The sequence below is a fragment of the Mycetocola zhadangensis genome (genome assembly GCF_003668565.1).
GTDB classification, from domain to species: Bacteria; Actinomycetota; Actinomycetes; order Actinomycetales; family Microbacteriaceae; genus Mycetocola_A; species Mycetocola_A zhadangensis.
Window position 1 is genome coordinate 52,750 of the sequence record NZ_RCWJ01000005.1, and the last position, 25,016, is coordinate 77,765.

At 63.3% G+C, this 25,016-nt stretch carries 23 protein-coding genes and 2 tRNA genes; 11 read left to right on the forward strand and 14 right to left on the reverse strand.

The window, feature by feature from the left end:
* Positions 1-5 precede the first annotated feature (5 nt).
* On the forward strand, positions 6-200 hold the full coding sequence (locus D9V28_RS14790) for a ferredoxin (RefSeq protein WP_121660486.1): 195 nt from the start codon (positions 6-8) through the stop codon (positions 198-200).
* A 2-nt stretch (positions 201-202) separates the two neighbouring features.
* Entirely contained in the window at positions 203-1,405 is a 1,203-nt protein-coding gene (locus D9V28_RS14795) for an NAD(P)/FAD-dependent oxidoreductase (RefSeq protein WP_121660487.1), read from the forward strand.
* A gap of 917 nt (positions 1,406-2,322) precedes the next feature.
* Here the strand turns inward: D9V28_RS14795 and D9V28_RS14800 are convergent.
* From D9V28_RS14800 to D9V28_RS14820, 5 genes are all read right to left on the reverse strand, one after another.
* Complete coding sequence (locus D9V28_RS14800; RefSeq protein WP_121660488.1) at positions 2,323-3,294, reverse strand: NAD-dependent epimerase/dehydratase family protein; 972 nt, start codon at positions 3,292-3,294, stop codon at positions 2,323-2,325.
* Positions 3,291-5,948, reverse strand: a complete 2,658-nt coding sequence (locus D9V28_RS14805; protein WP_121660489.1) for an alpha/beta fold hydrolase — start codon at positions 5,946-5,948, stop codon at positions 3,291-3,293. Before D9V28_RS14805 ends, D9V28_RS14800 begins: the two co-directional genes overlap by 4 nt.
* Positions 5,945-6,967 carry a 3-oxoacyl-ACP synthase III gene (locus D9V28_RS14810; RefSeq protein ID WP_121660490.1) on the reverse strand — a complete coding sequence of 341 codons (1,023 nt, stop codon included), beginning with the start codon at positions 6,965-6,967 and terminating at the stop codon, positions 5,945-5,947. Before D9V28_RS14810 ends, D9V28_RS14805 begins: the two co-directional genes overlap by 4 nt.
* Positions 6,968-7,171: 204 nt before the next feature.
* Positions 7,172-7,245 (reverse strand) — tRNA-Met (locus tag D9V28_RS14815).
* A gap of 34 nt (positions 7,246-7,279) precedes the next feature.
* Positions 7,280-7,351: transfer RNA gene (locus tag D9V28_RS14820), tRNA-Thr, on the reverse strand.
* Positions 7,352-7,458: 107 nt separating this feature from the next.
* Between D9V28_RS14820 and D9V28_RS14825 the strand changes: the two genes are divergently transcribed.
* Complete coding sequence (locus D9V28_RS14825; RefSeq protein ID WP_229728170.1) at positions 7,459-8,727, forward strand: serine/threonine-protein kinase; 1,269 nt, start codon at positions 7,459-7,461, stop codon at positions 8,725-8,727.
* Complete coding sequence (locus D9V28_RS14830) at positions 8,724-9,269, forward strand: hypothetical protein (RefSeq protein WP_121660491.1); 546 nt, start codon at positions 8,724-8,726, stop codon at positions 9,267-9,269. The genes D9V28_RS14825 and D9V28_RS14830 overlap by 4 nt, the downstream gene beginning before the upstream one ends.
* Positions 9,270-9,496: 227 nt before the next feature.
* Here D9V28_RS14830 and D9V28_RS14835 read toward each other — a convergent pair whose 3' ends face one another.
* The 3 genes from D9V28_RS14835 to D9V28_RS14845 all read right to left on the reverse strand — a co-directional run bounded on the left by D9V28_RS14835 (position 9,497) and on the right by D9V28_RS14845 (position 13,344).
* The gene (locus tag D9V28_RS14835; RefSeq protein WP_121660492.1) at positions 9,497-10,423 is read right to left on the reverse strand and encodes a sugar ABC transporter permease; all 927 of its coding nucleotides are present in this window, start codon (positions 10,421-10,423) and stop codon (positions 9,497-9,499) included.
* Entirely contained in the window at positions 10,423-12,045 is a 1,623-nt protein-coding gene (locus D9V28_RS14840) for an ABC transporter permease subunit (protein ID WP_121660493.1), read from the reverse strand. Before D9V28_RS14840 ends, D9V28_RS14835 begins: the two co-directional genes overlap by 1 nt.
* 81 nt (positions 12,046-12,126) lie before the next feature.
* Positions 12,127-13,344, reverse strand: a complete 1,218-nt coding sequence (locus D9V28_RS14845; protein WP_121660494.1) for a sugar ABC transporter substrate-binding protein — start codon at positions 13,342-13,344, stop codon at positions 12,127-12,129.
* Positions 13,345-13,593: 249 nt separating this feature from the next.
* Between D9V28_RS14845 and D9V28_RS14850 the strand changes: the two genes are divergently transcribed.
* The gene (locus D9V28_RS14850) at positions 13,594-15,297 is read left to right on the forward strand and encodes a glycoside hydrolase family 13 protein (protein WP_121660495.1); all 1,704 of its coding nucleotides are present in this window, start codon (positions 13,594-13,596) and stop codon (positions 15,295-15,297) included.
* A gap of 93 nt (positions 15,298-15,390) precedes the next feature.
* Here the strand turns inward: D9V28_RS14850 and D9V28_RS14855 are convergent, their stop codons facing one another.
* On the reverse strand, positions 15,391-16,725 hold the full coding sequence (locus tag D9V28_RS14855) for an APC family permease (RefSeq protein ID WP_121660496.1): 1,335 nt from the start codon (positions 16,723-16,725) through the stop codon (positions 15,391-15,393).
* Between the two features lie 194 nt (positions 16,726-16,919).
* Between D9V28_RS14855 and rfbB the strand changes: the two genes are divergently transcribed.
* Positions 16,920-17,918, forward strand: coding sequence for a dTDP-glucose 4,6-dehydratase (gene rfbB / locus D9V28_RS14860; RefSeq protein WP_121660497.1), 999 nt, complete (start codon positions 16,920-16,922; stop codon positions 17,916-17,918).
* Between the two features lie 63 nt (positions 17,919-17,981).
* On the opposite strand, the gene D9V28_RS14865 is transcribed toward rfbB, so the two are convergent.
* Positions 17,982-18,797 carry an inositol monophosphatase family protein gene (locus tag D9V28_RS14865; protein WP_121660498.1) on the reverse strand — a complete coding sequence of 272 codons (816 nt, stop codon included), beginning with the start codon at positions 18,795-18,797 and terminating at the stop codon, positions 17,982-17,984.
* Positions 18,798-18,910: 113 nt separating this feature from the next.
* On the opposite strand from D9V28_RS14865, the gene D9V28_RS14870 reads away from it, so the two are divergent.
* Positions 18,911-19,222: a hypothetical protein gene (locus D9V28_RS14870; protein WP_121660499.1), complete on the forward strand. Its 312-nt coding sequence runs from the start codon at positions 18,911-18,913 to the stop codon at positions 19,220-19,222.
* A 15-nt stretch (positions 19,223-19,237) separates the two neighbouring features.
* On the opposite strand, the gene D9V28_RS14875 is transcribed toward D9V28_RS14870, so the two are convergent.
* Complete coding sequence (locus D9V28_RS14875; protein WP_121660500.1) at positions 19,238-19,795, reverse strand: MarR family winged helix-turn-helix transcriptional regulator; 558 nt, start codon at positions 19,793-19,795, stop codon at positions 19,238-19,240.
* Positions 19,796-19,891: 96 nt separating this feature from the next.
* Between D9V28_RS14875 and D9V28_RS14880 the strand changes: the two genes are divergently transcribed.
* The 3 genes from D9V28_RS14880 (at position 19,892) to D9V28_RS16150 (ending at position 21,344) form a co-directional block, all read left to right on the forward strand.
* Positions 19,892-20,467 carry an NADPH-dependent FMN reductase gene (locus D9V28_RS14880; protein ID WP_121660501.1) on the forward strand — a complete coding sequence of 192 codons (576 nt, stop codon included), beginning with the start codon at positions 19,892-19,894 and terminating at the stop codon, positions 20,465-20,467.
* Between the two features lie 100 nt (positions 20,468-20,567).
* Positions 20,568-21,059 (forward strand): hypothetical protein, encoded by a 492-nt coding sequence (locus D9V28_RS14885; RefSeq protein ID WP_183086555.1) that lies wholly within the window; start codon positions 20,568-20,570, stop codon positions 21,057-21,059.
* A 123-nt stretch (positions 21,060-21,182) separates the two neighbouring features.
* A complete protein-coding gene (locus D9V28_RS16150; protein ID WP_183086556.1) occupies positions 21,183-21,344 on the forward strand; it encodes a hypothetical protein in 162 nt (53 codons plus the stop codon).
* Positions 21,345-21,701: 357 nt separating this feature from the next.
* Here the strand turns inward: D9V28_RS16150 and D9V28_RS14895 are convergent, their stop codons facing one another.
* The 3 genes from D9V28_RS14895 to D9V28_RS15995 form a co-directional block, all read right to left on the reverse strand.
* Entirely contained in the window at positions 21,702-22,310 is a 609-nt protein-coding gene (locus tag D9V28_RS14895) for a DDE-type integrase/transposase/recombinase (protein ID WP_183086557.1), read from the reverse strand.
* Positions 22,311-22,338: 28 nt separating this feature from the next.
* Positions 22,339-23,685 (reverse strand): IS256 family transposase, encoded by a 1,347-nt coding sequence (locus tag D9V28_RS14900; RefSeq protein ID WP_121660504.1) that lies wholly within the window; start codon positions 23,683-23,685, stop codon positions 22,339-22,341.
* 70 nt (positions 23,686-23,755) lie between these two features.
* A complete protein-coding gene (locus D9V28_RS15995; protein WP_147441023.1) occupies positions 23,756-24,043 on the reverse strand; it encodes a hypothetical protein in 288 nt (95 codons plus the stop codon).
* A 132-nt stretch (positions 24,044-24,175) separates the two neighbouring features.
* Between D9V28_RS15995 and D9V28_RS14905 the strand changes: the two genes are divergently transcribed.
* Entirely contained in the window at positions 24,176-24,853 is a 678-nt protein-coding gene (locus D9V28_RS14905) for a hypothetical protein (RefSeq protein WP_121660505.1), read from the forward strand.
* Positions 24,854-25,016: the final 163 nt, after the last annotated feature.

Here is a 25,016-nt window from a genome sequence, read left to right on the forward strand (position 1 = left end):
ATCCGATGAAGGTCATTGCCGATATCGAAGTATGTGTTGCCGCTGGAGTCTGTGCCGCGATCGCGCCTGACGTGTTCGACCAGGACGACGAGGTGGGCAAGGTCATCCTGCTCGACGCTAACCCCGGTGACGACCAGCTCGACGCCGTTCGCGACGCCGTTCTGAGCTGCCCGTCCGCAGCGTTGAGGCTCGTCGAGTAGTCGTGAGCGCTGCTCCCTCGAACATTGTCATCGTCGGGGCGTCGGCTGCCGGGCTGACGACGGCCGCCGCACTCCGCCGCAACGGCTATGACCGCGACCTCACCCTGGTTGACGCCGAGCGTCACGTTCCGTACGATCGGCCGCCGCTCTCGAAGCACCTGCTCACCGGCGAGTGGGGTGTCGACCGCGTCGCGTTGAAAACCGAGGCCGATCTTGCCAGCCTGGCCGTCGACATCCGTTCGGGGGTGTCTGCAACGAAGCTCGACGTCGAACGTTCGATTCTTTCGCTGACGGATGCCACGGACCTTCCGTTTGATCGCCTCGTCATTGCGACCGGTGTGACGCCGCGCGTGCTGCCGGAGTCGGCGCACCTCGCCGGTGTGCACACCCTGCGCACGATCGACGACACGCTTGCGCTCTCCGAAGAACTCGTGGCCGGTCGGCACCTCGTCGTTGTTGGCGGTGGATTCCTCGGGACCGAGGTTGCTGCGGCTGCGATCGGGCTCGGGTTGCGGGTGACCCTCGTGAATTCGCGGCCCACCCCGCTCGAACGGAGCCTCGGGCCCGCGATCGGTGCCGAGGTTGCCGCCCTGCACACGGGCCACGGCGTCGAGTTGCGCACGGGTCCCGAGAACGCTGTGCAGTCACTGCTGTCGTCCGCGGGCCGGGTCACCGGGGTGTTGTTTACTGACGGCTCGACCCTTAACGCCGACGTGGTGTTCGTGGCGATCGGCGCATCGCCCACTGTCGACTGGCTCAACGGAAGTGGGCTGTCGATCGGGGACGGTGTCGAGTGTGCGCCAGACCTGTCCGCGGCACCCGGGATCTACGCCGCCGGCGATGTTGCCCGGTGGGAGAACCCTGCGTTCGACGAGTCGATGCGGGTCGAGCACCGCACCAACGCGACCGAGCAGGCCATGCATGTTGGGGCCCGACTGGTGGACGGGGCGCCAGACGCGTTCGCCTCTGTGCCCTACTTTTGGACAGATCAATACGACCTCAAGTTGCAGGTGCACGGCTGGATTCCGGGTTACGACGAGGTGCGAATCCTTGAGGGGTCGCTCGTCGAGCGGCGGATGCTCGCGGTGTTTAGGCGCGGCGATCGGGTGGTCGGGGCGCTCGGTGTTGGTGCGGCGAAGGCGTTGCGCCAGTGGCGGCAGCTCATCGTCGATCGCACAGCGTGGGCGGACGTCGTCGGCGGCTGATCCGCCGGAGTGCTCGTACTCACGCTTACGCTCGTACTCACGCTCACGCTCACGCTCACGCTCACCCCATTCCCGGGAGCCGCGGCCGCGACAATCGACCGGGCCCAAATGGTCACTCGGGATTCGATTGGGCCGAAAGGGTCACTCGTTAAATATTGAGCCGCCCTTTGGGCCGACTCGATTGAGCGAACAACCCTTTGGGCCGACTCGATCGAGCGAACAACCCTTTGGGCTGACTCGATCGAGCGAACTGCCCTTTGGGCCGACTCGACTGAGCGAACTACCCTTCGGGTCCGACTCGAGGGAGGGGCGGTCGTTGCCGGGTGAGCTGTGCGCAGGCTCGGCCGGTTGGCTCGCATGGCCGCACTTCCAGTGTCCGCATCCCCGCCACTGCCCCATAGGCCGCCGAGTTGCCGAACTTTGTCCCTCGCGCGCTCACGGGACGACGATTTGCGTCGTCTCAGCCGGCTCCTCCTTCCCGACCCACCCCACGGCGGGGTGAGTTGCCACACCTCGTCGCTCGCTCGCGGTGCGGCCACGAATTGCGTCGTCTCAACTGACCACGCCCCACGGGCAGATGCTCGCTCTCGCAACGGGTGAGTCGAACGCGCGTTGCTCGGGCGCGAATGGTTGTTGGGCGCGTTAATAGCGGTTGCTCGGTCGCAACCGGTCGCATAATCTGCGATTGAGCCACCACTTTCGACCGAGTAAGACCCGAACCACCGATTGTGACCGAGCACGAGGCGGGACGGCACGAGGGACACCCGAACCACCAGTTGGTGACCGCGTAGGGCTGCACAAGGGTCGAGGGACCACCCGATTCACCGGTGGGTGACCGAGTAAGGCGGCACGAGGGTCGAGGACGAGGCACCAGGCACGAGGCACCAGGCACGAAGCACGGCGCGCGCAAATCGCGGTCAGGGGCGGCCGTACGACTCCGCCAGGCGCCTGAAACCCTCATCGAGCGAAACGGCAGGCGCCCACTGGAGGTCGGCCCGCGTGCGACGCTGGTCGAACCAGTGCGCCGTCGACAACTGCTCGGCCAGGAACCGCGTCATCGGCGGCTCGTCAACACCCGGCTTGATGCGCCACGCACGTTCAATGAGCGAACCGGCGCCACGCGCAAGCCTGGCCGGGACGCTCCACCCTGGTGCCCGTACTCCCGCCGCGCCACAGATACCAGCGAGCAACTCCGCCACCGGCCGCGGCTCACCATTCGTCAACACATACGCGTTGCCGTGAACGACATCAACCCGTTCGAGCGCGGCCGCGATACCCGACGCCGCGTTGTCGATGTAGATGGTGTCGATGAGCGCCGCGCCCGAATCGAGCAGCGGCAACCGACCGGCACGTGCCCTTTCGACAACCCGCGCGACGAGCTGAGTATCACCGGGCCCCCAAACGAGGTGCGGCCGCACGGCGACGACCCGCAGCGAGGGTGAGTCAGCAGCGAGCGCGAGCAGCTCGGCCTCAGCCTTGGTCCGCGCATAGTCGCCTCGAGCGTGCTCCGGGTCGGCAGGCAACGCGTCATCACCCACAATCGACGCGCCCGCGTGGGCCACAGACGGCGACGACACGAACACAAACTTCTCGACCCCGGCAGCAGACGCCGCCGCGAGCAGATTGCGGGTTCCACCCACGTTGACGCGGTCAAAATCAGCCGGGTCCCCGGCGAGTGAGACCTTCGCAGCGAGGTGGACGATCGCGTCGACGTCCTGTGTGACGCGCGCGACAGCATCCGTTTCGGTGACAGAACCAAGCACATCGGTGACCCCGTCGACGCCAGAGGCACGTCTCTGGAACGTCGTCACCTCATGGCCAGCCGCGACGATCTCGGCCGCAACGGCACGCCCGAGCAGTCCGCTCGCACCGGTGACCAGGACTCTCACGGCGTCCGCATCCGCCCGCCGGCAAGAATGCCGCTTGCCCAGTCGGACAGCGCCGAACGGTTGATTTTCGAATTGTGACGGATGTCTGTCGGCAGCTTCGGAACCACCAGGGCTGCGGCGAGGGGAACGTCGACCACACCGCGCATTGCGGCGACCAGCTCTGGCGTGGCGAGCGACACACGTCGGGCGGGAGGCACGGTCTCGACAACGGCGACGACCTGGCGGTTGCCGTTGGGGCCAACGCCGACGACGCCAGCGCGGGCGATCTCGTGCAGGCGTTCGAGGGCCTGCTCGGGGCCGACCGGGGTGAGCACGCCGTTCGCCGTGGCGATGACGTGCGGCATGCGCCCTTCAACCCAGAGGCGCCCGGCTGAATCGAGGTGTCCAACGTCGCCGGTGCGGTGCCAGCGTTCGCCTGGCACTCCCCCGCGGCGGCTGGCGCGGTGAGTCAGCCAGAGCCGGTCGTAGTGGTCTTCGACGTGCGGAGCGGAGACGACGATCTCGCCGGTGACGTTCGCGTCCTCGGTGAGTTCTTCGGTGGCACGACCGGTCTCGTCGAGCGGCGCAATGCGCACCCGAGTGACGCCGGTGGGCGTGCCGACGCAGACTCCGCCTGCACCGGCTTCGGCGGCAGCCTCGCGGATGCCATCGAGGGTGATGTCTGTCATCAGCAGCCCCTCGGTCATGCCGTATGGGGTGTGCGCCGACGCGTTCGGCATGAGCGCGGCGATTGCGGCGAGCAGCGGTTCGGACACCGGAGCGCCGGCGGAAAGGAACCGTTCGACCCCGGCAAGGGCGGCGCGGTCGTCGTCGGTCAATGCGCTCGAGGTGGCAACAACGTTCGCGACGGCAGCGGGTGAGAGGAACACCACCGTGGCGTCGACCGCGGCGACGGCGGCCGCAACAGCGGTTGCCGTGAGCGTCTTCGGTGAGGTCACGTCCATGTCGGGGGTGACCGACCGCGCGCCGAGGGCTGGCCCGAGCAGGGCAAACGGCGCGAATCCGGCCACGAGCCCGGTGCCCACTCCGACGCCATACTGCGCGGCGAGCGCGTCACGTACAGCCGAGAGCTGGGCGTGGGTGTAAACGACACCCTTCGCGGGCCCTGTCGAACCGGAGGTAAAGAGCACGGCGGCAGTGTCTGTCGACGCCGGAGGCGCGGGCAGGATCTCGTCCGATCCGAGCGAGATCAGGTCGGAGAGCGAGTACGAAACGTCGAGGGCGCGGCGAACGGCTTTCGGGTACGTGGCCGTCGAGATCTTCTGCCCTGGCCAGCCGAGCGCGCGCGCGGCGGAGAGACCCGGCGCAGCGCCGATGACGTGGTCGGGGTAGGCGCCGCGCACTGCACGGGTCAGCCCCTTGAGGCCGAGGCCGGCGTCGGCAACGACGACGATCGCACCGATCCGAAGGCAGGCGTAGAGCACCGCAACGAGGTCGGCACTCGGCGGGATCAGCAGAGACACCCGGTCGCCCCTGGCCACACCAACGGCACTCAGCCCTGCGGCAATCTGCCGAACCCGACGTGACAGCAGCTTCCAGCTGACCACCCGCGGCGTGTCACCGGTGGGCGGCACCATGTCGACAACGACTGTCTCGTCGCTGTCGCGCATCTCGTCGAGGTAGTGCCAGAGCGGCGGCCGCTCGGTGTCATCGGCTGGCGCAACTTCGGAATCGAACGATGAGCGGATGCCATCTGCCAGCCAGGTGAGCACGGCACCTGCATAGTCCACATCTTCGGCGACCAGGTGACCGGCACCTTCGAACCGGTGCACGTCGGCGTGCGGCAGGCGGTCGATGAGGTCGTCGAGGTACTTGTCGCTGAAGATCGGGTCGCGCGGTCCCCAGAGCATGAGCGCCGGAACGGTGAGCTTCGCAACACCCGATGAGATGCGGTCGAGCTCGGCGAAGCTCTCGTGACTGTCGTCGACGGGGATGTCGGCGACGAAGCCGCCGATTCCGCCACGGCGGGCCGCGTCGCGATACGGCGCCCGGTAGCCGTCCTTGACCGACGTCGACAGTGGCGGGTGCGCGAGCGCGAGCGTGGTTTCGAGGAAGGCCGGTGTTGCGACTGTGGCGTTGCCGAGCAGCGCAGGCTGAAGCGCGAGGCGCAGCGGTGCGGGGATCGGGTCGGACTCCGGCTGGTGTACCGCCGTGTTGAGCATCATCACGCCGGCGAGCAGCTCGGGGTGATCAACGGCCCAGCCGAGCGAAACGACGCCGCCCCAGTCGTGGCCGAGCGTGAAGACGGGTCCGTCCAGTTTCAGGGCGTCGGTCAGCGCACCGAGGTCGCGTACACGCTGCGGAAGCGGGCGCCGAACACCGGTTCGCTCGGAGAATCCCATCTCCAACTGGTCGACAGCGATGACGCGCCATGCCTCGTCACCGTTAGCGGCAGCATCCGTCGCCTTCGATACCAGGTCACGCCACAGGTATGACCAGGTCGGGTTGCCGTGAACGCAGAGAATCGTGCCGACCGGCGTCACACCGAGTTCGGCGAGGCGATCGGCGTTGTCGAGCAGATGCCAGTCATTCGACCCGGACGCATCGCCAGCAGTCACAATCCGCGAGAACGCGGAGTCAAGTCCGTCAAGGTCCGTCGGGGGAAGGATCGCGGGCGAGCGAAGCTCAGCGGCGCGCGGCAGCCGAGGACTCACCAGGCGAGTTCCATCATCGCGGTGTTGAGGCCGGAGCCGACTCCCATGAGAAGGACCCGGTCACCACCCTTGAGTGTGTCGGCCTGCGCGGCGAGCGTGATGGGAATGGAGGCTGGACCGACGTTGCCGAGCGTGGGGTATGTGAGCGGAACACGTGAGCGGTCGATGCCGATCGCCTTGACGATGGCGTTGGTGTGCACGTCGGAAACCTGGTGCATGACGTACCGATCCATCGCCGACCAGCTCCAGTCGGTGCGGGCGTCTTTCCACGCACTCGTCACCAGCTGCATCCCGCCCTTGAGCAGCGCCTTGGCGTCGGTGAACATGCCGTCAACACTGCCGACACACAGTTCGTTGAACTGGGTGGCCGCACGGGTGACCCCACCGAGGATGCGGTGCCCGTTGGGGTTCGCGTCGGTCCGGCCAAGCACCGCGGCGGCAGCGCCCGAACCGAGGGTGAGGCTCGCGAACTCGCTCATGAAGTCGGTGCGGCTGATGTCTGGGCGGTGAAGCCGCTCGATGGTGTTGTGCTGGATCTCGTCGGCGTCTTCGCCGTCGATGATGACCGCGTACTCGATCTGCCCAGCGTCGATGAGCTGTGATGCGAGCGTCATTCCGTTGACGAAGCCGAGGCACGCGTTGGCGATGTCGAAGTTGATGGCAGACGACGGCAGCCCGAGGCCGTCGTGCATTTTGACCGCGACCGACGGTTCGAGGTGTTTGCGGGTGACAGAGGTGTTGATCAGCAGACCGACCTTGTCTGGAGTGATTCCAGCGGATGCCATGGCGCGCTTCCCTGCATCGATGGCCGCACTGTAGAAGGTCTGTCCCTCTTCCCAGTTGCGGCGTTCGTGCACACCGGCGACGCGCTGCAAGAGCCGCGACGGAAGCTTCAGTCGTTTGAGCACAGGCGCCAGACGGGCATCGATCTCGTCTGAGGTGGTGACTCGGGATGCGAGTGTCGACGTGACAGACAGCAACGAGACGTTGCGATGTGTGGTCGTGGCATTGCCGGTCAAGAAAGACTCCCTTTCGACTTCGGGCGGAGCCGAGTACCCATCGATTTTACGGTGCTGTTGGCTGAACGTTTACCGGGGTTGCGCTCACCGCAGATGCGTGTAGTGCGGTGACATTCATGACCGAGCGGCTCGGAAACTGAAAAACCCCAAGGTGGCGAGACCTTGGGGTTCAAATGGGAAGAGGCCTTGAGGGGCCTATCCCCGTAGCAGGAGCGGGATTCGAACCCGCGACCTCACGATTATGAGTCGTGCGCTCTCACCAACTGAGCTACCCTGCCGCGAAACTTCGCCCGGCTCGCCGAGAAAGTAACGAGCCCCGAGTCGGGTTTGAACCGACGACCTCTTCCTTACCAAGGAAGTGCTCTACCACTGAGCTACCGGAGCGTGGCCATACGAAATGGCACCAGTAGAGACTAGCATCCCGCGGGGGATGCTTCGAACCATACCGGCGGTCTGCTTCCCCAACGTAGCATGGTGGCCGGGAAGGACTCATGACCGAGATCAAGCACGCTGCACCAATCGACCAGATTCTGTCTGGCCGATACCGACTGCTGTCCATCGTCGGTTCCGGCGGAATGGCCTCGGTGTATCGGGCACGCGACGAGTCTCTGAATCGTGACGTCGCGGTCAAACTGTTCTCAGTGGCATCCGCTTCACCGTCAGACTTCCGCCGCCAACAGGGTGAAATTTCCCTGCTCGCGAGCCTCACCCACCCCGGGCTTGTGATGCTGCTTGATGCGGGCACAGACGAGACCGACCCGCTGAACCCGCGGTCGTACCTGGTGATGGAGCTGGTTCGAGGGGCTGACCTGCGTGTGGGGCTGACCGCCGGAGCGTTGAGCGAGGACGACACCAGGCACATCGGCGCCGACCTGGCCGATGCGCTGCACTACATCCACGAGCGCGGCGTTGTGCATCGCGACGTGAAGCCGGCGAACATCCTGATGGCGCACGCGGCGGGCAAGGACACCCGGCCGCACCCCAAACTCACCGACTTCGGCATCGCCCGTCTGGTCGACGGCGCACGGCTGACCGCGACGCACTTCACCGTCGGATCCGCCGGCTACCTCAGCCCCGAGCAGGCCCGCGGCGATGTTGTTGGGCCGCCGAGCGATGTCTACTCCCTTGGGCTTGTGCTGCTGGAGTGCGTCACCGGGCAGCGCGTGTTCTCGGCGCCCGGGCAGGAGGCGGCGCTCGCTCCGCTCACCCGTGACCCTCAGATTCCTGACGACCTCGACCCGATTCTCGCCGAAACGCTCGCCGCCATGACGGCGAGGATGCCCGCGAACCGGCCAAGCGCGCACGAGGTTGCCCTCGCGTTGCGCGGCATTTCTCGAATCGGAAACTACTCGGCGAGCGCCGATCCCGAGAACGACGCGACGGCCGCGATGGCCGTCGACACAGAGGGGGGCTCAACCGTCGCTCTTGCAGTGGGCTCAGCCGACCGTTCGGCTACGAAACTTCTGCCGGTGGCATCGGAGTTGAGCACCGCGTCGACGGCCCTGCTCGCACCTCGCGCTCACACGTCTCCTTTCACAACGGATGCTGTGAGCCCGTCACAGCGCGCGCGTCGCGGTCGCGGTCGCTTGCGGGTGACGGCAAGCATCGTCACGGCCGCGCTCGCGGTGATTGTCGCGATTGTGATTGCCATCGTGATCGGCATCAGCGGATCGACCGAATCGACACCCGTCGAGTACCCCGACGTGCCCGGCACCGTCGGCGAGCACCTCACCGAACTTCAGGACAGCGTGACGCCATGACCGTTCACACCTTGCTCAACGGTCGGCGCGGTCGCCTCGTCACACTGGCGTTCGGCGCGATACTGGCCGGCGGCGCTTTGACCGGTTGCCAGGCCAGCCCGCCCGATCTTAACGCTGAGACCGCGAAGCAGTTCCAGTCCACGGTGCTCTCCGTGACCCAGGCGGTCGCGGACGGCGACCTCCAGGATGCCCGCGACACCCTGGTCGCCTTCGACGCCGCACTCGAGAAGGCCGCGGCGGACGGCTCCGTCTCCTTCGCTCGGCACCAGCGCATCGACGCGGCACTCGCGCTCGTTCTGGCTGACGTCGACGCGGCACTCGCCGCCCAGGCTCCGGCGCCCGAGCCGGAGGTCGTGCCCGCGCCAGTGCCCGAGCCTGAGCCGACCCCAGAGGTCACGCCCGAGGTCACCCCCGACCCTGTCGTGCCAACCGCTCCGGTCACCGACGATCCCGGCGTTGAAAACGGCAACAACGGGAACGACAATAAGGACAAGAAGCCAAAGCCCGACAAGGGACCAAAGAACAACAAGTCCGACGATTAGCCGGGCCGGACCGAGACGGTCACCCGGCATCGCGCCTTCTCCGGGTCAGCCGACCGGTAAGCCCTCCGCCGGTGAGGCGGAAAAAATGAACGCAGTGCGGACCGGACCGCTCGCGGTGTGCCGAGAGGGTGCGACACCCGGGGTCGAACCTCGACACACTCGCCAAGTTCGGGCGACGGGTTGGAAACGGAGAAGGATCACCCGTCGTGTGGTTTCATGTCGGAAAATTACTTGACCGCACCCGCAGTCAGGCCGGAGACGATGTACTTCTGCAGGTAGAGGAACAACGCCATGACCGGGAGAGCTGCGAGCACGGCACCGGCGGCGAAGACTCCCCAGTTGGTGGTGAATTCGTCCGACACGAACTGGTACAGGCCAACCGCGAGCGTCTGCCGCTCCGGCGTGACGAGCACAACGCTCGAGATGACGAAGTCGCTGGTGGTGGCGATGAAACTCAGCAACCCGACGACAGCGAGAATCGGCGCGACCAGACGCAGGATGATCGTGAAGAAAATCCGGGCGTGCCCAGCACCGTCGAGTTTTGCTGCTTCATCCAGATCGGAGGGAACGGTGTTGAAGAACCCATACATCAGGTAGGTGTTCACGCCGAGTGCGCCGCCGAGATACACCATGATGAGCGCGATTTGATTGTCCAGACCCAGGATGGGGAAGATGTCGCCCAGAGTCGTCAGCAGCAGGAAGATAGCAACGACGGCGAGTAACTGCGGGAAAATCTGCACGATCACCAGCGACAGCAGCCCGAAACGGCGGCCGACAAATCGCATCCGACTGAAGCAGTATGCCGCGAGTGCACCGAGGAAGACGGTGCCCGCCGCTGTGGTGAGCCCGATGACCAGGGTGTTGATGAACCACGCGGCGTACGGCCGTTGCGGGTTGTTGAAAAGTGTGACGTAGTTATCGAACCCGAGCGACGAGAACAGGCCGTTCGATTGCAGAAGCGTGCCATTGGGGTTGAGCGATGCACTCAGAACGTAGAACAGCGGGAACATCGAAAACACGATCATGACGATGCCAACCAGGTGCCGCCAGCCGGTTGCTCCGAACCAGCGGGAAAACTTGAACGGGCGTTTCGCCGGGACCGCCGCTGCAGTGGTTGTGGTTGTGCGCTGAGAGGCGGGAGTCGAGGTGCTCATTAGTTCAGATCCTCCAGGGCCTTGGTCTGTCGGAAGCTCACGATGGAGATAATCGCGACGATGAGGAAGATGATGATCGAGAAGGCGCTGGCCAGCCCGTAGTCACGGTCGGCGCCTGAGAACGCCACCTTGTAGACCATCGAGATCAAGATGTCGGATGCCCCCACGTTGATGCCGGCGGATGCATCCCGCGGCCCACCGTTGGTCAACATATAGATCAGGTTGAAGTTGTTGAAGTTGAATGCAAACGATGCGATGAGCAACGGGGCGATCGATACGAGGAGCAACGGAAACTTGATCCGTCGGAAAATCTGCCAGGGATTCGCACCGTCCATCTTTGCCGCTTCTTGCAGTTCGTCGGGTATCGACTGAAGAGCGCCGGTGCACACAAGGAACATGTACGGGAAGCCGAGCCACAGGTTGACGAACAGAATGCTGAACTTGGCCAGCCACTCGTTGGTCAGCCACGGTATCTCGGCCCCACTGAGCAGGGCAACGTTCACAAATCCGAAGTCCTTGTTGAGCATGCCGGCCCAAACCAGTGCCCCGAGGAAACTGGGGAACGCGTACGGCAGAATCATCAAAACGCGGTAGAACTTGCGTCCGCGCATTCGGACGTCATTGAAGACGATGGCGAGAAATAGCCCGAGGATGAACGTCGTCGCCACGCTGAGCAGCGCGAAAGCGAAGGTCCACGCTGTGACGCTGAGCAGCGGCCCACGAATGCTCGCGTCTGTGAACGCCGTGACGTAGTTTTCCACGCCGACAACGACGCTCCAGCCGGGGAGAATCTCTTCGCCATCCTCGGACGTGAAGGCGCCGTTACCCGTGTCGGCGTAGACGACCCCTGTTTCGGTGTTCGTCATGGTGTCTGCTGCTTCATCGAAGCTCAGGGTGGAGAGGTACAGGTACGCGCTCGATCCGTCCGGAGTGCGCAGTGCGCCGTCGTTGGGGTCGTCCGAGACCTGCACGGTCATGGCTGCGATGGCGTCCTGGTTGGCGACGATGTCGGTGAAGTTGACGGTGTTGTATCCGGGGATGCTGACCGCCTTGCCTCCGGACATCTCGGCGTTCGACACCTCGGTCAGCGGTGTCTCAGTGTTCCCGATCGTTACGTCGCCATCCGGGTCGGTGACGAGGAAGTTGAACTGCCCGGCCTGCTCCACGATCGCGAGGTCGAAGGTCGGAGAATCCGGCACGCGGTACTGGGCTGACTGAATCAGCGACGTGACGGCATCCTCCTTGGTGCTGTTATGTCCGGTGCCGTAGTTCGTGAACGAGATGTATGCGGTGTACCCGATCACGAAGACCTGGAAGAGCAGCAGGAAGACCAGGCCAGGAGCGAGGTACTTCAGCGGGAGAAGGCCCCGCTTGAAGTAAATGATGTTGATCGCCGCGGTGATGACCAGTACGACCGTGAAGATCACCCAGTCCTGCTTGAGGAACAGGATGAAGAGAGCGTATACAGCGATCGCGTCAACGACGGCGAGCATGCCGATCTTGATCAACAGGGCGATGACACCGCCGGATGCGTGTTCGGCGATACGGCCGGCACGCTTTTGCCTCTTGGACTCGACCACCTTAGGGATACTCTCGTTGGAATTCTGCGTGCTCGTCTGCATTGTCGCCTCGGTTGGTTTTCGCGTATTTCAGACGGATGCCGGATGGCCAGCGATCGCTGGCCATCCGGCATCCATTCCGTGTTATTCGGCGATCGCAGCCTGGATGTCCGCGGTCATTTTGGCCCACAGCGCTGCCGGGTCTCCGCCGTCGATGATGGCGGCTTCGGTGACACCCCAGAACTGCCAGACCTTACCCATTTGAGGGATCGACGGCTGCGGGGCACCTGTTGCTCCCACTTCACCGAATGCGGCGACGATCGGGTCTGACGCGGCCTTCTCGAACGAGGCGGTCAGCGCCGGTGGGCGCTGGCCCTTCTCGAACAGGGCGGTCTGAACGTCTTCGGTACCGATGAAGTTCGTGAGGAACTCGTTGGCCGCGAGAGTGTTCTTGCTCTTTGCCGAAACGAAGAAGCCCTGCACGCCGACGAACGGCTGTGCGACCTCGCCACCAGCGGACGGGATCGGGTCGACAGCCACGTCGATGCCGGCTTCCTGCGCCGGTCCCACGTTCCATGGCCCGGTGATGAGGTACGGGCTAGCACCGGCGTTGAACTTTTCCTTGGCGATGTCTCCAGTGATAGAGGTGCTCAGCAGGCCCGCTGCGCCCTGCTCGGCGAGCCAGGCGGCGAACTCGTCACCCTGGCCGATCTGCAGGTCCTCCGGGTTGTAGCTGCCGTCTTCGTTGGTGCCGAAAACAGGAGCACCAAACGAGGACTGGAACGGGTACATGTGGTACGGGTCGCCCTCTGCGGTGACCTGCACGAGGAACGGGAACTCTGTGCCTGCTGCCCTGCCGTCGGCGACCATGTCGTTGTAGTCGGTTGGTGCCTCGGCGGCGAGCGCCGTGTTGCGAAGCAGCGCGATGTTCTCGATGGCGTACGGCAGTCCGTAGTTCTTGCCCTCGTAGCTCATTGCCTGAATGGCGACGTCTTCAAACTCCGATGCCTTGTCGCCAAGTTCGATCGGCTGCACGACGCCGTTGGTGACAAAGCCGCCAAGCCAGTCGTGTGCTCCGATAGTGATGTCCGGGCCCTTGCCAGAGGGAACCTGGGCGGTGAACTCCTCCTGGATCTTGCCGAAGTCCTTCTGGACGAGCTTGACCTTGACACCGGATTCCTTGGTGAACTCCGCTGCAGCGTCCTTCAGGACGGGAGCACGGTCAGCGTCTACCCAGACGGTCAGTGTTGTGTCGGATTCGCTTTCGGAATTGTTTCCGCCTGTGGAACAACCCGCGAGTGCGAGCGCTGCAACGGTCGCCAGTGCGCCCGCCTTCAGAATCGAAGTATTTTTCACCCTCATTGGTGTGTGCCTTTCGTGACTACGTGTGTGAGCGAGGCCTCGATGCCCCTCATAGCTGTCGGCGGTACGGTGTACCCCCGGAAGCGCCATGATCGCGAGAAACCTCTTTCTCGGTGCCGACAAGTGCTGCAAGCGTACCCAGATATACCGGGCGGGTATACAAAGCACAATTCGCGAGCGTTCTCTAGCTCGGATCGGCGGCGCTAGCAAGTACTCACGCTAGGCGAAGCGTTGGCCTAAGGTAGCGGAATGACTACCCCCACTAGCCCCGAGTGGTGGCGCTCAGCCGTCATCTACCAGATTTACCCGCGCTCCTTCGCCGACGCGAACGGTGATGGCCTCGGCGACCTGCCCGGAATCACGTCGCGTTTGGAGTCACTCTCGGAGCTCGGAGTTGACGCGATTTGGCTGTCCCCGTTCATGACGAGTCCGCAAAAGGACGCCGGCTACGACGTTGCCGACTACTGCGACGTCGACCCGATCTTCGGAACGCTCGACGACTTTGACACGATGACAGCGCAGGCACACGCGAACAATATCCGCGTCATCGTTGACCTCGTTCCCAATCACTCCTCCGACGCCCATTCCTGGTTCCAGGCTGCCCTTGCCGCAGGACCTGGCTCAGCCGAACGCGCGCACTACATGTTCCGCGACGGAAATGGGGAGAACGGCGAACTCCCGCCAAACAACTGGCAGAGTGTGTTCGGCGGACCGGCATGGACCCGTACCACCAACCCCGATGGCACCGCTGGCCAGTGGTACCTGCACCTCTTCGACTCCAGCCAGCCCGACTTCGACTGGACCAACGATGAGGTCCGCGCGATGTTCCGTGACGTTCTGCGGTTCTGGCTCGACCGAGGAGTCGACGGCTTCCGGGTCGACGTCGCCCATGGCATGATCAAGGCCGACGGCCTGCCCGACTACACCCCGCCGGCCGAAGGCGGCAGCATGGGTGGCACAACCCCGCTCGGCCTTGAACCTGGCATCGACGACTTCGAGGACATCGACGGTGGCGCTCCGTACTGGGGACAGGAGGGTGTTCACGACATCTACCGCGACTGGCACAGGCTCCTCGAAGAGTACGAGGGCGACCGCGTGCTCTGCGCTGAAGCCTGGGTCGATCCTCTGTCGAAGATGGCGAAGTGGGTGCGCCCTGACGAAATGCAACAGGCGTTCAACTTTCCGTACCTCGAGACGCCGTGGCAAGCATCCGCCCTGCGTGCCGTCATCGACGAGTCACTCGAAGCGTTCAGCGCCGTCGGCGCGCCGAGCACCTGGGTGCTTTCGAACCACGACGTCGTTCGTCACGCCTCGCGGCTCGCGCTGACCGCCGAGAACCCGCAGGGTCACGGCATCGGCCCCAAGAGCCCCGGCCAGCCGATCCGCGAGGTTGGCCTGCAGCGGGCCCGGGCCGCGTCGGCGCTCATGCTCGCTCTCCCAGGAGGCGCTTACATCTACCAGGGCGAGGAGCTCGGGCTGCCCGAGGTTATCGACCTGCCGGACGACGCCCGCCAGGATCCGACCTGGTTCCGCACGAACGGCGAACGATACGGCCGTGACGGATGCCGCGTGCCGATTCCTTGGGAGGCCAACGCCCCCGCCTACGGATTCAACACCACAGGTGCCGCGTGGTTGCCGCAGCCAGACGACTGGGCTCCGTACGCCCGTGACGCCCAGGTTGGCGTGGACGGTTCGACGCTCGAGCTCTATAGTTCCGCTCTGCGGAAGCGCCGCGAGCATGGCCTCGGCCTCGGCTCCATCGAGTGGATCGATGGCCTCGGCGATGACGTCATCGCGTTCACGAACGGCGCCGTCAGCGTGATCGCGAACGCCGGGTCCACCGACGTCCAGCTGCCCGACTCTCTTGCCGGGGCTGAACTTATCCTCTCCAGCGGAGCGTTCGACGGATCAACGCTCGGCGCTGACACCACCGTCTGGCTGCGCACGGCGTAAGTGCCACGGCAAAAAGGGGACGGGCTGCGAAGGCAGCCCGTCCCCTTTTTTAATCCCGCAGATCGGGAAGCGGTCGCCTCTTCGGCGCCTCACTCAGCTGTCGCGGCTTTTCCGCACGGCCCTGGCGATGAAGTGGAGCACAACGCCGGCGGCCAGAAGCAGCAGGCCGAACAGCCACACCTGCGCGTCCTGCTGGGTGAGCAGCAGCACACAGGAGAGCACACCGAGAACGGGAACAAATGTCCACACCGTGAAGTGCTTGTGCTCGACCTTGTCCTTGCGCAGAACGAGGACAGCGACGTTCGTGGAGATGAACACAAACAGGAGCAGCAGCACAACGGTTTCAGCAAGAGTCGACACGTCGCCGATGAGAGTCAGCGCCATCGCGACGAGGGTGGTCGCAACGATTGCGGCCCACGGGGTCTTACGCTTCGGGAGCACCTTGCCAAGCACGCTCGGTAGTAAGCCGTGCTCCGCCATGCCGTAGGTCAGGCGGCTCGACATGATCATGGTGAGCAGCGCACCATTGGCCACAGCGACGAGAGCGATGAGGCTGAAGATCCACTCGGGAACTCCGACGCCGGATGCCGCGACAACGGCGAGCAATGGCCCGGACGATTCAGAGAGCTCGTCAGCGGGAAGCGCGATGGAACTGGCGAGCCCAACGAGGATGTAGACGACACCCGCTGTTGCAAGTGAACCGAACAGCGCCATCGGGTACACCTTGCTGGGGTTTTTGATCTCTTCAGCAACGTTGGCGCTCGTTTCGAAGCCCACAAAAGAGTAGTAGGCGATGATGGCGGCGCTCAGGGTCGCGGCGGCTGGAACGGAGCCGGCGGGGAACTGGCCGATGCGCGACACGTCGCCACCACCATTGCCCAACATGATCGCAACGACAACGATGACGATGACCAGACCGCTCAGTTCGATGACGGTCATCACAAAGTTGCTTTTCATCGACTCGCTGATGCCGCGGGCGTTGAGACACGCAACAAGGGCCAGGAAGACAATGGCGGCCGGAATCGGCGGCACATCGAGGAAGGTTGCGAGGTAGTCCCCCGCGAACGCGAGCGACAGGCCCGCCGCGCTCACGACGCCAGCGGCCAGCATGCTGAATCCGACGAGGAACGAGATGATCGGCTTTTTGAACGCCCGTTCAGCGAACACGGCGGCTCCACCGGCCCTGGGGTATTTCGTCACGAGTTCGGCATACGACCCGGCGGTGAGCAGCGCGAGCAGAAGGGCGAGGATGAGCGGTGCCCACAGTGCGCCGCCGACCTCAGCGGACAGGGCACCCATGAGGGCGTAGATCCCGGCACCGAGAACGTCGCCGAGGATAAAAAGGAAGAGGAGAGGACCGGTAATGCCCTTTTTCAGCTTGGACGTGGGTGCCGATTCCGATTGGCCCGCCGGTGTCATTGTGGTCATGAGCGTCTTTCTCTCTGTCGACGTTTCTGGGTACACGCCGAATAACGCATGGGCGCCTGCGGGAACAACAGTAAGAGCGGATGTGCGCGGTCCCAAGTTCCAGGCCGGGGCTTGCGCAAGCGTGAAAACCGTGCAAATACGCTCGCCGGAGCGCGAAAAGCGACTCACAGCATCCGTCTGGGTAAACTGTCGGGGTGTCCAGACTTCTCGTAACCGGCGGCGCCGGCTTCATCGGCTCGAACTTCGTCCACTATGTTCTTCAGAACACCGATCACACGGTGACCGTGCTCGACAAGCTCACCTATGCGGGCAATCTCGCCTCGCTCGACGGCCTGCCCGAGGATCGCTTCACTTTTGTAAAGGGCGACATTCAGGATGCAGCTCTCGTCGACTCGCTCGTTGCCGACTCCGATGCGGTCGTGCACTACGCGGCTGAGAGCCACAACGACAACTCGCTGAACGACCCTCGTCCGTTCCTCGACACGAACATCATCGGCACGTACACGCTGCTCGAGGCGGCGCGGAAGCATGACAAGCGGTTCCACCACATCTCCACAGACGAGGTCTACGGCGACCTTGAGCTCGACGACCCGAACCGGTTCACCGAGAGCACGCCGTACAACCCGTCGAGCCCGTACTCGTCGACGAAGGCCGGCAGCGACCTGCTCGTTCGCGCCTGGGTGCGTTCGTTCGGTGTGAAGGCAACCATCTCGAACTGCTCGAACAACTACGGTTCGTACCAGCACGTTGAGAAGTTCATCCCGCGCCAGATCACCAACGTGCTCCGTGGCGAGCGGCCCAAGCTGTACGGCTCGGGCGAGAACGTGCGCGACTGGATCCACGCCAACGACCACTCCTCCGCTGTGCTCACGATTCTCGACAAGGGCGAGATCGGCGAGACGTACCTCATCGGCGCCGACGGCGAGAAGAACAACAAAGAGGTCGTCGAGCTCATCCTCACGCAGCTCGGCCAGCCGGCTGACGCGTACGACCACGTCATCGACCGCCCTGGACACGACCTGCGCTACGCAATCGACTCGACACGCCTGCGCACAGAGCTCGGCTGGGCTCCGCAGTTCTCCGACTTCGAGGCCGGCCTGAAGGACACCATCGACTGGTACCGCGACAACGAAGCATGGTGGGGCCCTCAGAAGGACGCCACCGAGGCTCGCTACAAGGAGCAGGGCCAGTAACCCTCCGACACAACAAATGAAGCCGGGCTCATGGGCCCGGCTTCATTCGTTAAGCGAAAAAGATTAACCGAGAACGGATGCCTCGGCTCCAGCCTCAATCAGCAACTCATGCAGCGGCTCAAAGAGGTCAGCCGCCGTCGCGAGGGTGAAATCGCGGCTTGCCCGTGCACCGTTCAGTCCGCCGACGCGCGCGCCCGCCTCCTCGGCAATGAGCACACCCGCCGCGTGGTCCCACGGGTTGAGGCCGCGCTCGTAGTAGGCGTCCAGTCGACCGCAGGCAACCGAGCAGAGGTCGAGTTCTGCCGAACCCATGCGTCGGATGTCGCGAACCGAACCGATCAGCTGCTGGACGATTCCTGCCTGCCAAATGCGACGCTCCGCAGAGTAGGCGAAGCCAGTGCCGACCAACGCAAGTGACAGAACGACATCCGTGTTCGCCTGAATTTTCGTACCATTCAGGGTCGCTCCCATGCCGCGGGCCGCACTGAAGGTCTCGCCCGCCGCTGGGTTTGTCACCGTTGCGGCGAGGGCGGTCCAGGTGTGCGGGTTCGGGTCGCCTTCGATCACGGCGATGCTGACTGCGTAGTTGGGGATGTCGTAGAGGTAGTTGACGGTGCCATCGATCGGGTCGACGACCCAGGTGATGCCCGTCGTGCTGCCAGTCGCGTCCGACTCTTCGCCGTAGAAGCCGTCGCCCGGTCTAGCGTCGGCGATGAGCGAGCGAATGAGGTTCTCCGACTCGCGGTCGGCGTGGGTGACGACGTCTTCCGCCGACGACTTCGATGCGGCGATGCTCACGCCCTCGCGGCGGCGGCGAACGATCAGTTCACCCGCCTGAAGTGCAATCTCGGTGGCCAGTTTCTGCAGCTCAGCGCTCATCGAAAAGTCCTCTCGGGTCCCCTCCAACGCTAGACCAGAAAGTGTGGAGACAATTGTTGAGGGATCGCCGATGTGGAATTGATTCTCGGCAGATTCGAAACTATATTCGAAGTATGCCCGATCTCTCGAACTTCACGAAACCACTGGAGTGGGAGGTGACCCACAGCGCGTCGCAGGTGCCGATTGCCGTCATCCGCAAGCTGAAACTCGGGCCAGGTCAGGTGCTCTACTTCCGCGCGGTTACCTGGAACGCCGATGTGCGGAAGCGCGAACTGATCGGTTACTGGGGCTCGCTCGCTGAAGCGACACAGAACGTGTATGGGCTGTACGAACGCAAACTACCGCCACAAAAACTCGCGTCGAGCGGGAGTACCTGGCGTGAGCCTCTTCCCCTCACGAAGCCGAAGGCGCCGCCCGCGGGTTGAGGATCGGCGGGTGCACTACCCGCCCTGAGGCGTCGAACATGCGTCTGAGTTCCCGGCCGTCCCGCTTGGGTATTCCGGGCTCGCCTTGTGCCTGCCCCACAACCCGTCGGCCGTGATCCGCGCGCGGACGCGGGTGAGCATGGACTCAAGCTGGTCCTGCTCCTCTGGGGTGAGCGGATCGAAGATGGACTCACGAACGAAGGTCACGTGACCCGGCGCCGCCGCACGAATCTCATCCCAGCCGACGTCGGTGAGAACAATGTCCTGACCACGGCCGTCGACATCCGAAATGGCGCGCTCGACTGTACCCTTGCTCTCCATGCGCTTGACGAGGTGAGACAGTCGACTGCGGTCCCAGCCGAGGTCTGCGGCCAGGTCGCCTGAGCGTTTTCGCGCACCCTCACACTCCGAGAGCGCCGCAAGTACCGAATACTCGACGTTCGACAACGCGGAATCCCGTTGGAGTTGACGATCCATAGCGGCCGGGAACTCCCAGATGAATTCGCGGAGGGTCAGCCACACTGCTTTCTCCCTGTCGTCCAGCCACCGGGGCTGGGAGTTCTCTGCGCTCATTAGATATTCACCTCCATTTAGTTGACATGACAATCAATACACTGCACACTGATCTAGTCAGACTAATTGACACATCAACTATTCGAAAGGTCGCCAATGACTAAGATCGCTATTGTCACCGGAAGCACCCGCCCCGGACGCATCAACCTCGGAGTTGCTGAGTGGGTTCTCGCACAGGCGCAGCTGCGTTCAGACGCCGAGTTCGAACTGGTAGACATCGCGGCTTACAACCTGCCGATCCTCGACGAGGGCTACCCCGCCGCGTACCAGAACTACACGAACGACCACACCAAGGTTTGGTCCGAAAAGATCGCTGAGTTCGACGGCTTCGTCTTCATCACCGGTGAGTACAACCACTCGGTCACCCCGGCACTCGCCAACGCGCTCTCGTACCTCAACGCAGAGTTCGCCAACAAGGCTGCCGGCATCGTTGGGTACGGATCCGCTTCGGGCGTCCGCGCCGTCGAGCACCTCCGTGGAATCCTCTCCGAGCTCCAGATCGCTCACGTCCAGAAGACCGGCATGTTCAGCCTCTTCACCGACTTCGAGAACTTCAGCACCTTCGCTCCGACCGAGCTCTCGGCCGCGACCGTTGCGCCGATGCTCGACCAGACCGTCGTCTGGGCCAAGGCCATGGAGACCGTTCGCGACGCAGCACTCGTCGCCGCGTAAGCTTCTCCCCTGCGTTCAGGGTGTCTCGCCATCGGCGAGGCACCCTGTTCTCGTTAACGGGCTGTCGCCTGACTGCGCGCCTCCGGTAGCATCCCCGGTTATGGATGCGATCCTAAGCCAGTGGTCCGAGTTCAACGTCGCCATGGCGGGCGCAACGGCAGCGTTGGCCGGGTTGGTGATCGTTGCATCCAGCGTGAATATCGCTGAAATCATCAAGTCGAACACGCTTACTGCCCGGCTGGGCGCCGGAATCGCATCGCTCGTACTTGCACTCGTTGCCTCGGCCCTGGGTCTGGTTCCGGAGATCTCGCCGATGTGGTTCGGGATCGTTCTGCTGTGCGCCGTGCTGGGTTCCGCTGTGTTCCAGGTCCACGCGGCCCGACTGGTCTTCGCGGATGCCGATCCGGCCGCTCGGGTGCGCATACCCAAGGCCGCGCTCGGCTTTCTTCCGATCGTCGCATACGCAGCAAGCGCAGTCGCGGTAATGCTCCAGCACCCGTCCGGACTTCACTTCAGTGCGGCGGGATGCCTGCTGGCGATCGTGGCAGCGATCATTGTTTCGTGGGTCGCTCTCGTCGAGGTCCTGCGCTAACCGACGAGGACCCGGACGACTGTGTGCCTGGTGTAGCTTCGGAGCTTGCGCGCGCGGGAAATCCTATGGGCACAACACCTCGCCCGCCCGCACCGGCTCGTCGTTCGTCATTAGATTGAGCTCATGGACATTACGTGGCTGCTCGTCGTCGGATTTCTCGTGGTCGTTTTCGCCAGCATCAGCGCCATAGGCGCCTTGCGGCGAATTGCGGATGCCACGGAGAAGACAGCCGCGGACGTCGCGGAACTCCTCACCGCGGCACGAAAAAGCGATCTCCAGCCGTAACGGGGAATGACTAGCTCGCACGCCGCAACGGGAAAACCCCCGGAATCCGCATGATTCCGAGGGTTTGTACGTGGCGAGTGAGGGATTCGAACCCGTTTGCCAGCCCCAAGCTGAACAGCCAACCTGACATAGAGCTGGACTTACGGCTCTCGGGCGTTGTCAAGCTGTTTGGAGTCGTTTGTTGGTGTGCTTGTCGTTTTCGGGAACGTTGTTGATGCCGACCAGGGCTGCCGGGGAGGGTGTGGAAGGGCGCTGACGGAATCGTTCGGGGTGCGCTTGGTAGTAGGCCTGCTGTGCCTGGTCGCGGTGGTTCCAGAGCTCTAACCAGGTGCCGTCATGCACCTCGGAGGGGAAGAATTATGCGATCCCGGAGTGCTTGTGGTGGTCGTTATACCAAGGCACGTATCCCTCAACGTAAGCGCGTGCGCCGTCGAGGTCAGTGAACACGGTCGGGTAGTTCGACCGGTATTTCATGGTCCGAAACTCGGACTCGGACTCGGACTCGGAGAACGGATTGTCGTTCGAAACCCGGGGCCGGTTATAGGTCTGCTCGATGTTGTTCTCGATCAGGAACTCTTTCAGCAGGTTGGAGCGCATCGCGGGACCGGAGTCGGCGTGGACAACGTCCGGTGTCCCGTGACGGTCGCATGCGCATTGGAACATGTCGACGGCGAGATGGTCGCTTTCGCGTTCCTCGACCCGCCAGCCGACGAGTTTGCGGGAGAAGATATCGATGATCGAATATGCCTTGAACGTTATCCCGCGCCAGGGCGAGCGCAGGTCGGTGATGTCCCAACTCCAAACCTGACCTGGGCCGGTCGCTTCCAGCGCCGGAGCCTGGCGGGGTGTCCGACTGCGTTGCTTCGTTGGTGCGATCGATGCGCCACCACGAGGGCCGCGAACCGAGCATCTTATTCCTGTGGAGTTCAGTTTCGGGTATCTCGTTGACTGGCTAGGGCTTGTCAAGTCTTTTGTGTAAGTGAGTTGGTCGGGGTTAGAGATATTTGTTGATTCGGTCGGGGTAGGCCAGGGCGAGTTGGCCGAGTGCTTGTTTCCAGTTGGTGACGATCTGGCCTTCGACGAGGTGGCCCTCAGCGTTCCTCGGGAGCCTGTGTGGTGTCCCTTTCTGTTTCAGTCGGTCGCGGGCTCGTTTGTCTTCGATGTTGCAGATCGCGAGCCAGAGCAGCTTCACTGCGGCGTCGTCGGAAGGGAAATGGCCTCGGTTCTTGGTGACCTTGCGCAGTTGGTAGTTCAGCGACTCGATGCTGTTGGTGGTGTAGATCACCTTCCGCAGCTCGGGCGGGAAGGCAAGGAACGGGATGAATCTCTCCCACGCGTCCTCGAACGTTTTCACCGCCGTCGGATATCTCTTGCCCAGCTCCGAGGCAGAAAACAAGGCCAGCTCGTCCAGTGCCGCGTCAGCGGTCGGGGCTTGATAGATCGGCTTCAACGCCGCAGATAACGGTTTGCGATCTTTGTAGTTCACGAACCGGTTCGCGGCGCGAATCAGGTGAACAACGCAGGTCTGGATCGTGGTTTCCGGCCAGGTTTCCGCGATCGCTTCGGAGAACCCTTTCAACCCATCGCAGCAGACGATGAGCACGTCACGGACACCACGGTTGGCGAGATTCGCGCAGACCCCGCCCCAGACCTTCGCTCCCTCGGTCTGCTGGATCCAGATCCCGAGGACGTGCTTGATCCCGTCGATGTCGACACCGACAGCGATATGGGCGGCCTTGTTGATCACGTGGGCTCCGTCGCGGACCTTGACCACGATCGCGTCGAGGAAGACCACGGGATAGAACACGTCCAAGGGTCGGTTCTGCCAAGCGATGACCTCGTCGAGGACCTCGTCGGTGATCTTCGAAATCGTCTCCGGGGACAGTTCCGTGCCGATCGTCCTCGCCAGATGGTACTGAATATCGCGGATCGTCATTCCGCCGGCATAGAGCGAGATGATCATGTCGTCCAGCCCGCCTAACCGCCTCGAGCCCTTCGGCACCAGCTTCGGTGTGAACGATCCGTCACGGTCCCGGGGAATCGCGAGGAGGATGTCACCGGTCTCGGACGCGACGGTCTTCGCCGACGTTCCGTTGCGTGAGTTCTCATAGAACCGGGCCTCCGGATCGCCCTTGTCATAGTGAAGATGCTCGCTCAGTTCCGCCTGGAGGCCACGTTCGAGAGCTGCCTTGATCAGTCCCGGGACGAGACCGCCGTCACCGGTGAGTTGCACTTCACCGGCGTCGATCTTCGCGAACAGGGCATCCAACGCACCCGTCGCACGGAGTTCCTCAATCGCGTCAGCCGCGGACTGCGGCGACACATCCCTGTCGTCTGTCATAGACATCAGTGTCGGTTCCTCTCAGAGTTGACCGCCACCCCTTCCACAAACAATCTGACACCCTCACTGGCTACAATCTTCGACGCATCAGGAGAAAATCAGGGAAGTCAGAAGGCCCAATCCCTCCTTCTGAGAAAAACGCCAAAACAAAATTTGTCGCCTCTTGCTCGATCTGCGTCCGGGTCAGGCTTCCCTCAGCTCCGGGCCCATGCTCGCCGCCTCCGGGCGCGACCGTGAAGCCATAAGTCCCATCCTCAGGACCATTCAGCCACGTGAAGTCGACGGCCTGTCGCCCAAATGGATCGGTTCGCGTATCGACGCGGAAGCGCTCTCCTCGGACCTCAATAAAAACGCTCACTCCATCACGATACGACATCCTCGCAGCGGTCGACCCTAGTCCCCCAAAAGGTGGATATTGCACTACGTCCACATGTGCTCAAATCGATAAACGGCGCAGAACTAACGGCGCAGAACTATTGAAGGGACACCTATGATCAACCTAAGAGCCACTTCTAAAGCAGAAACTCGACCCGAACTCCGCTACCGCGATCGACGAAGTGGTCGCGTCATCGGCGCCGTACTCGCTTCACTACTACTCGCATCCCCTCTTGCCACGGCACCTGCTACGGCGGCACCGGCAATCTCCCCTCCGACCGACGGACAGCAGGGTGAGGCGGAGGTCTTCGATGGGCCAGGGCATGGGACCCTTGACCAGGAACTGGCACCACAGCCTGTCAAGTCGCCGGCACCTGAGGACCTCGGGCGACAGCCGTCCGGCTCAGCATCCATCGCGGCCACCTGCGTGTTCCAGCAGCGAGTGGATTATGTGCACTTCTCAACTAGTTCCTTACCCGACAAAGCTGTTCAGTCTCACGGCAATTGGTACAACGAAAACTGCCCGCAGTACACAAAAGGTGACACCACAACGCAGATCGACCGGAAGAACTTTATCGGTCTCTTTCAGGCCGTCGGAAGCCCCGGTCGAGCGGTTCTCGCGCCGAATCCGAATGGACTGACAAGTGGCGGCGCGGGGCGAGTGACAGCGCACTACGACTGCAACGGAACAGCAACCGCCGCATTCCGTTCGTGGACCGGCGTCGACATCGTTGGCTATGACAACACGGATACTCCTGCATTTTCCCCGGCAATCGACCTTGCTTGCGGCTGATCCAAGCCATAGGGCCGTCGACTCACTTCGACGGCCATACATCATTTGACCACGACCGGCCCCTATAAGCAGCGAACGGAACATCGAGAACAATGCACAAACGCGTCAATCGACTGGGGAAGCTTGGGCACGTACGCATTGCGATGGTGCTTCTCCTATCTAG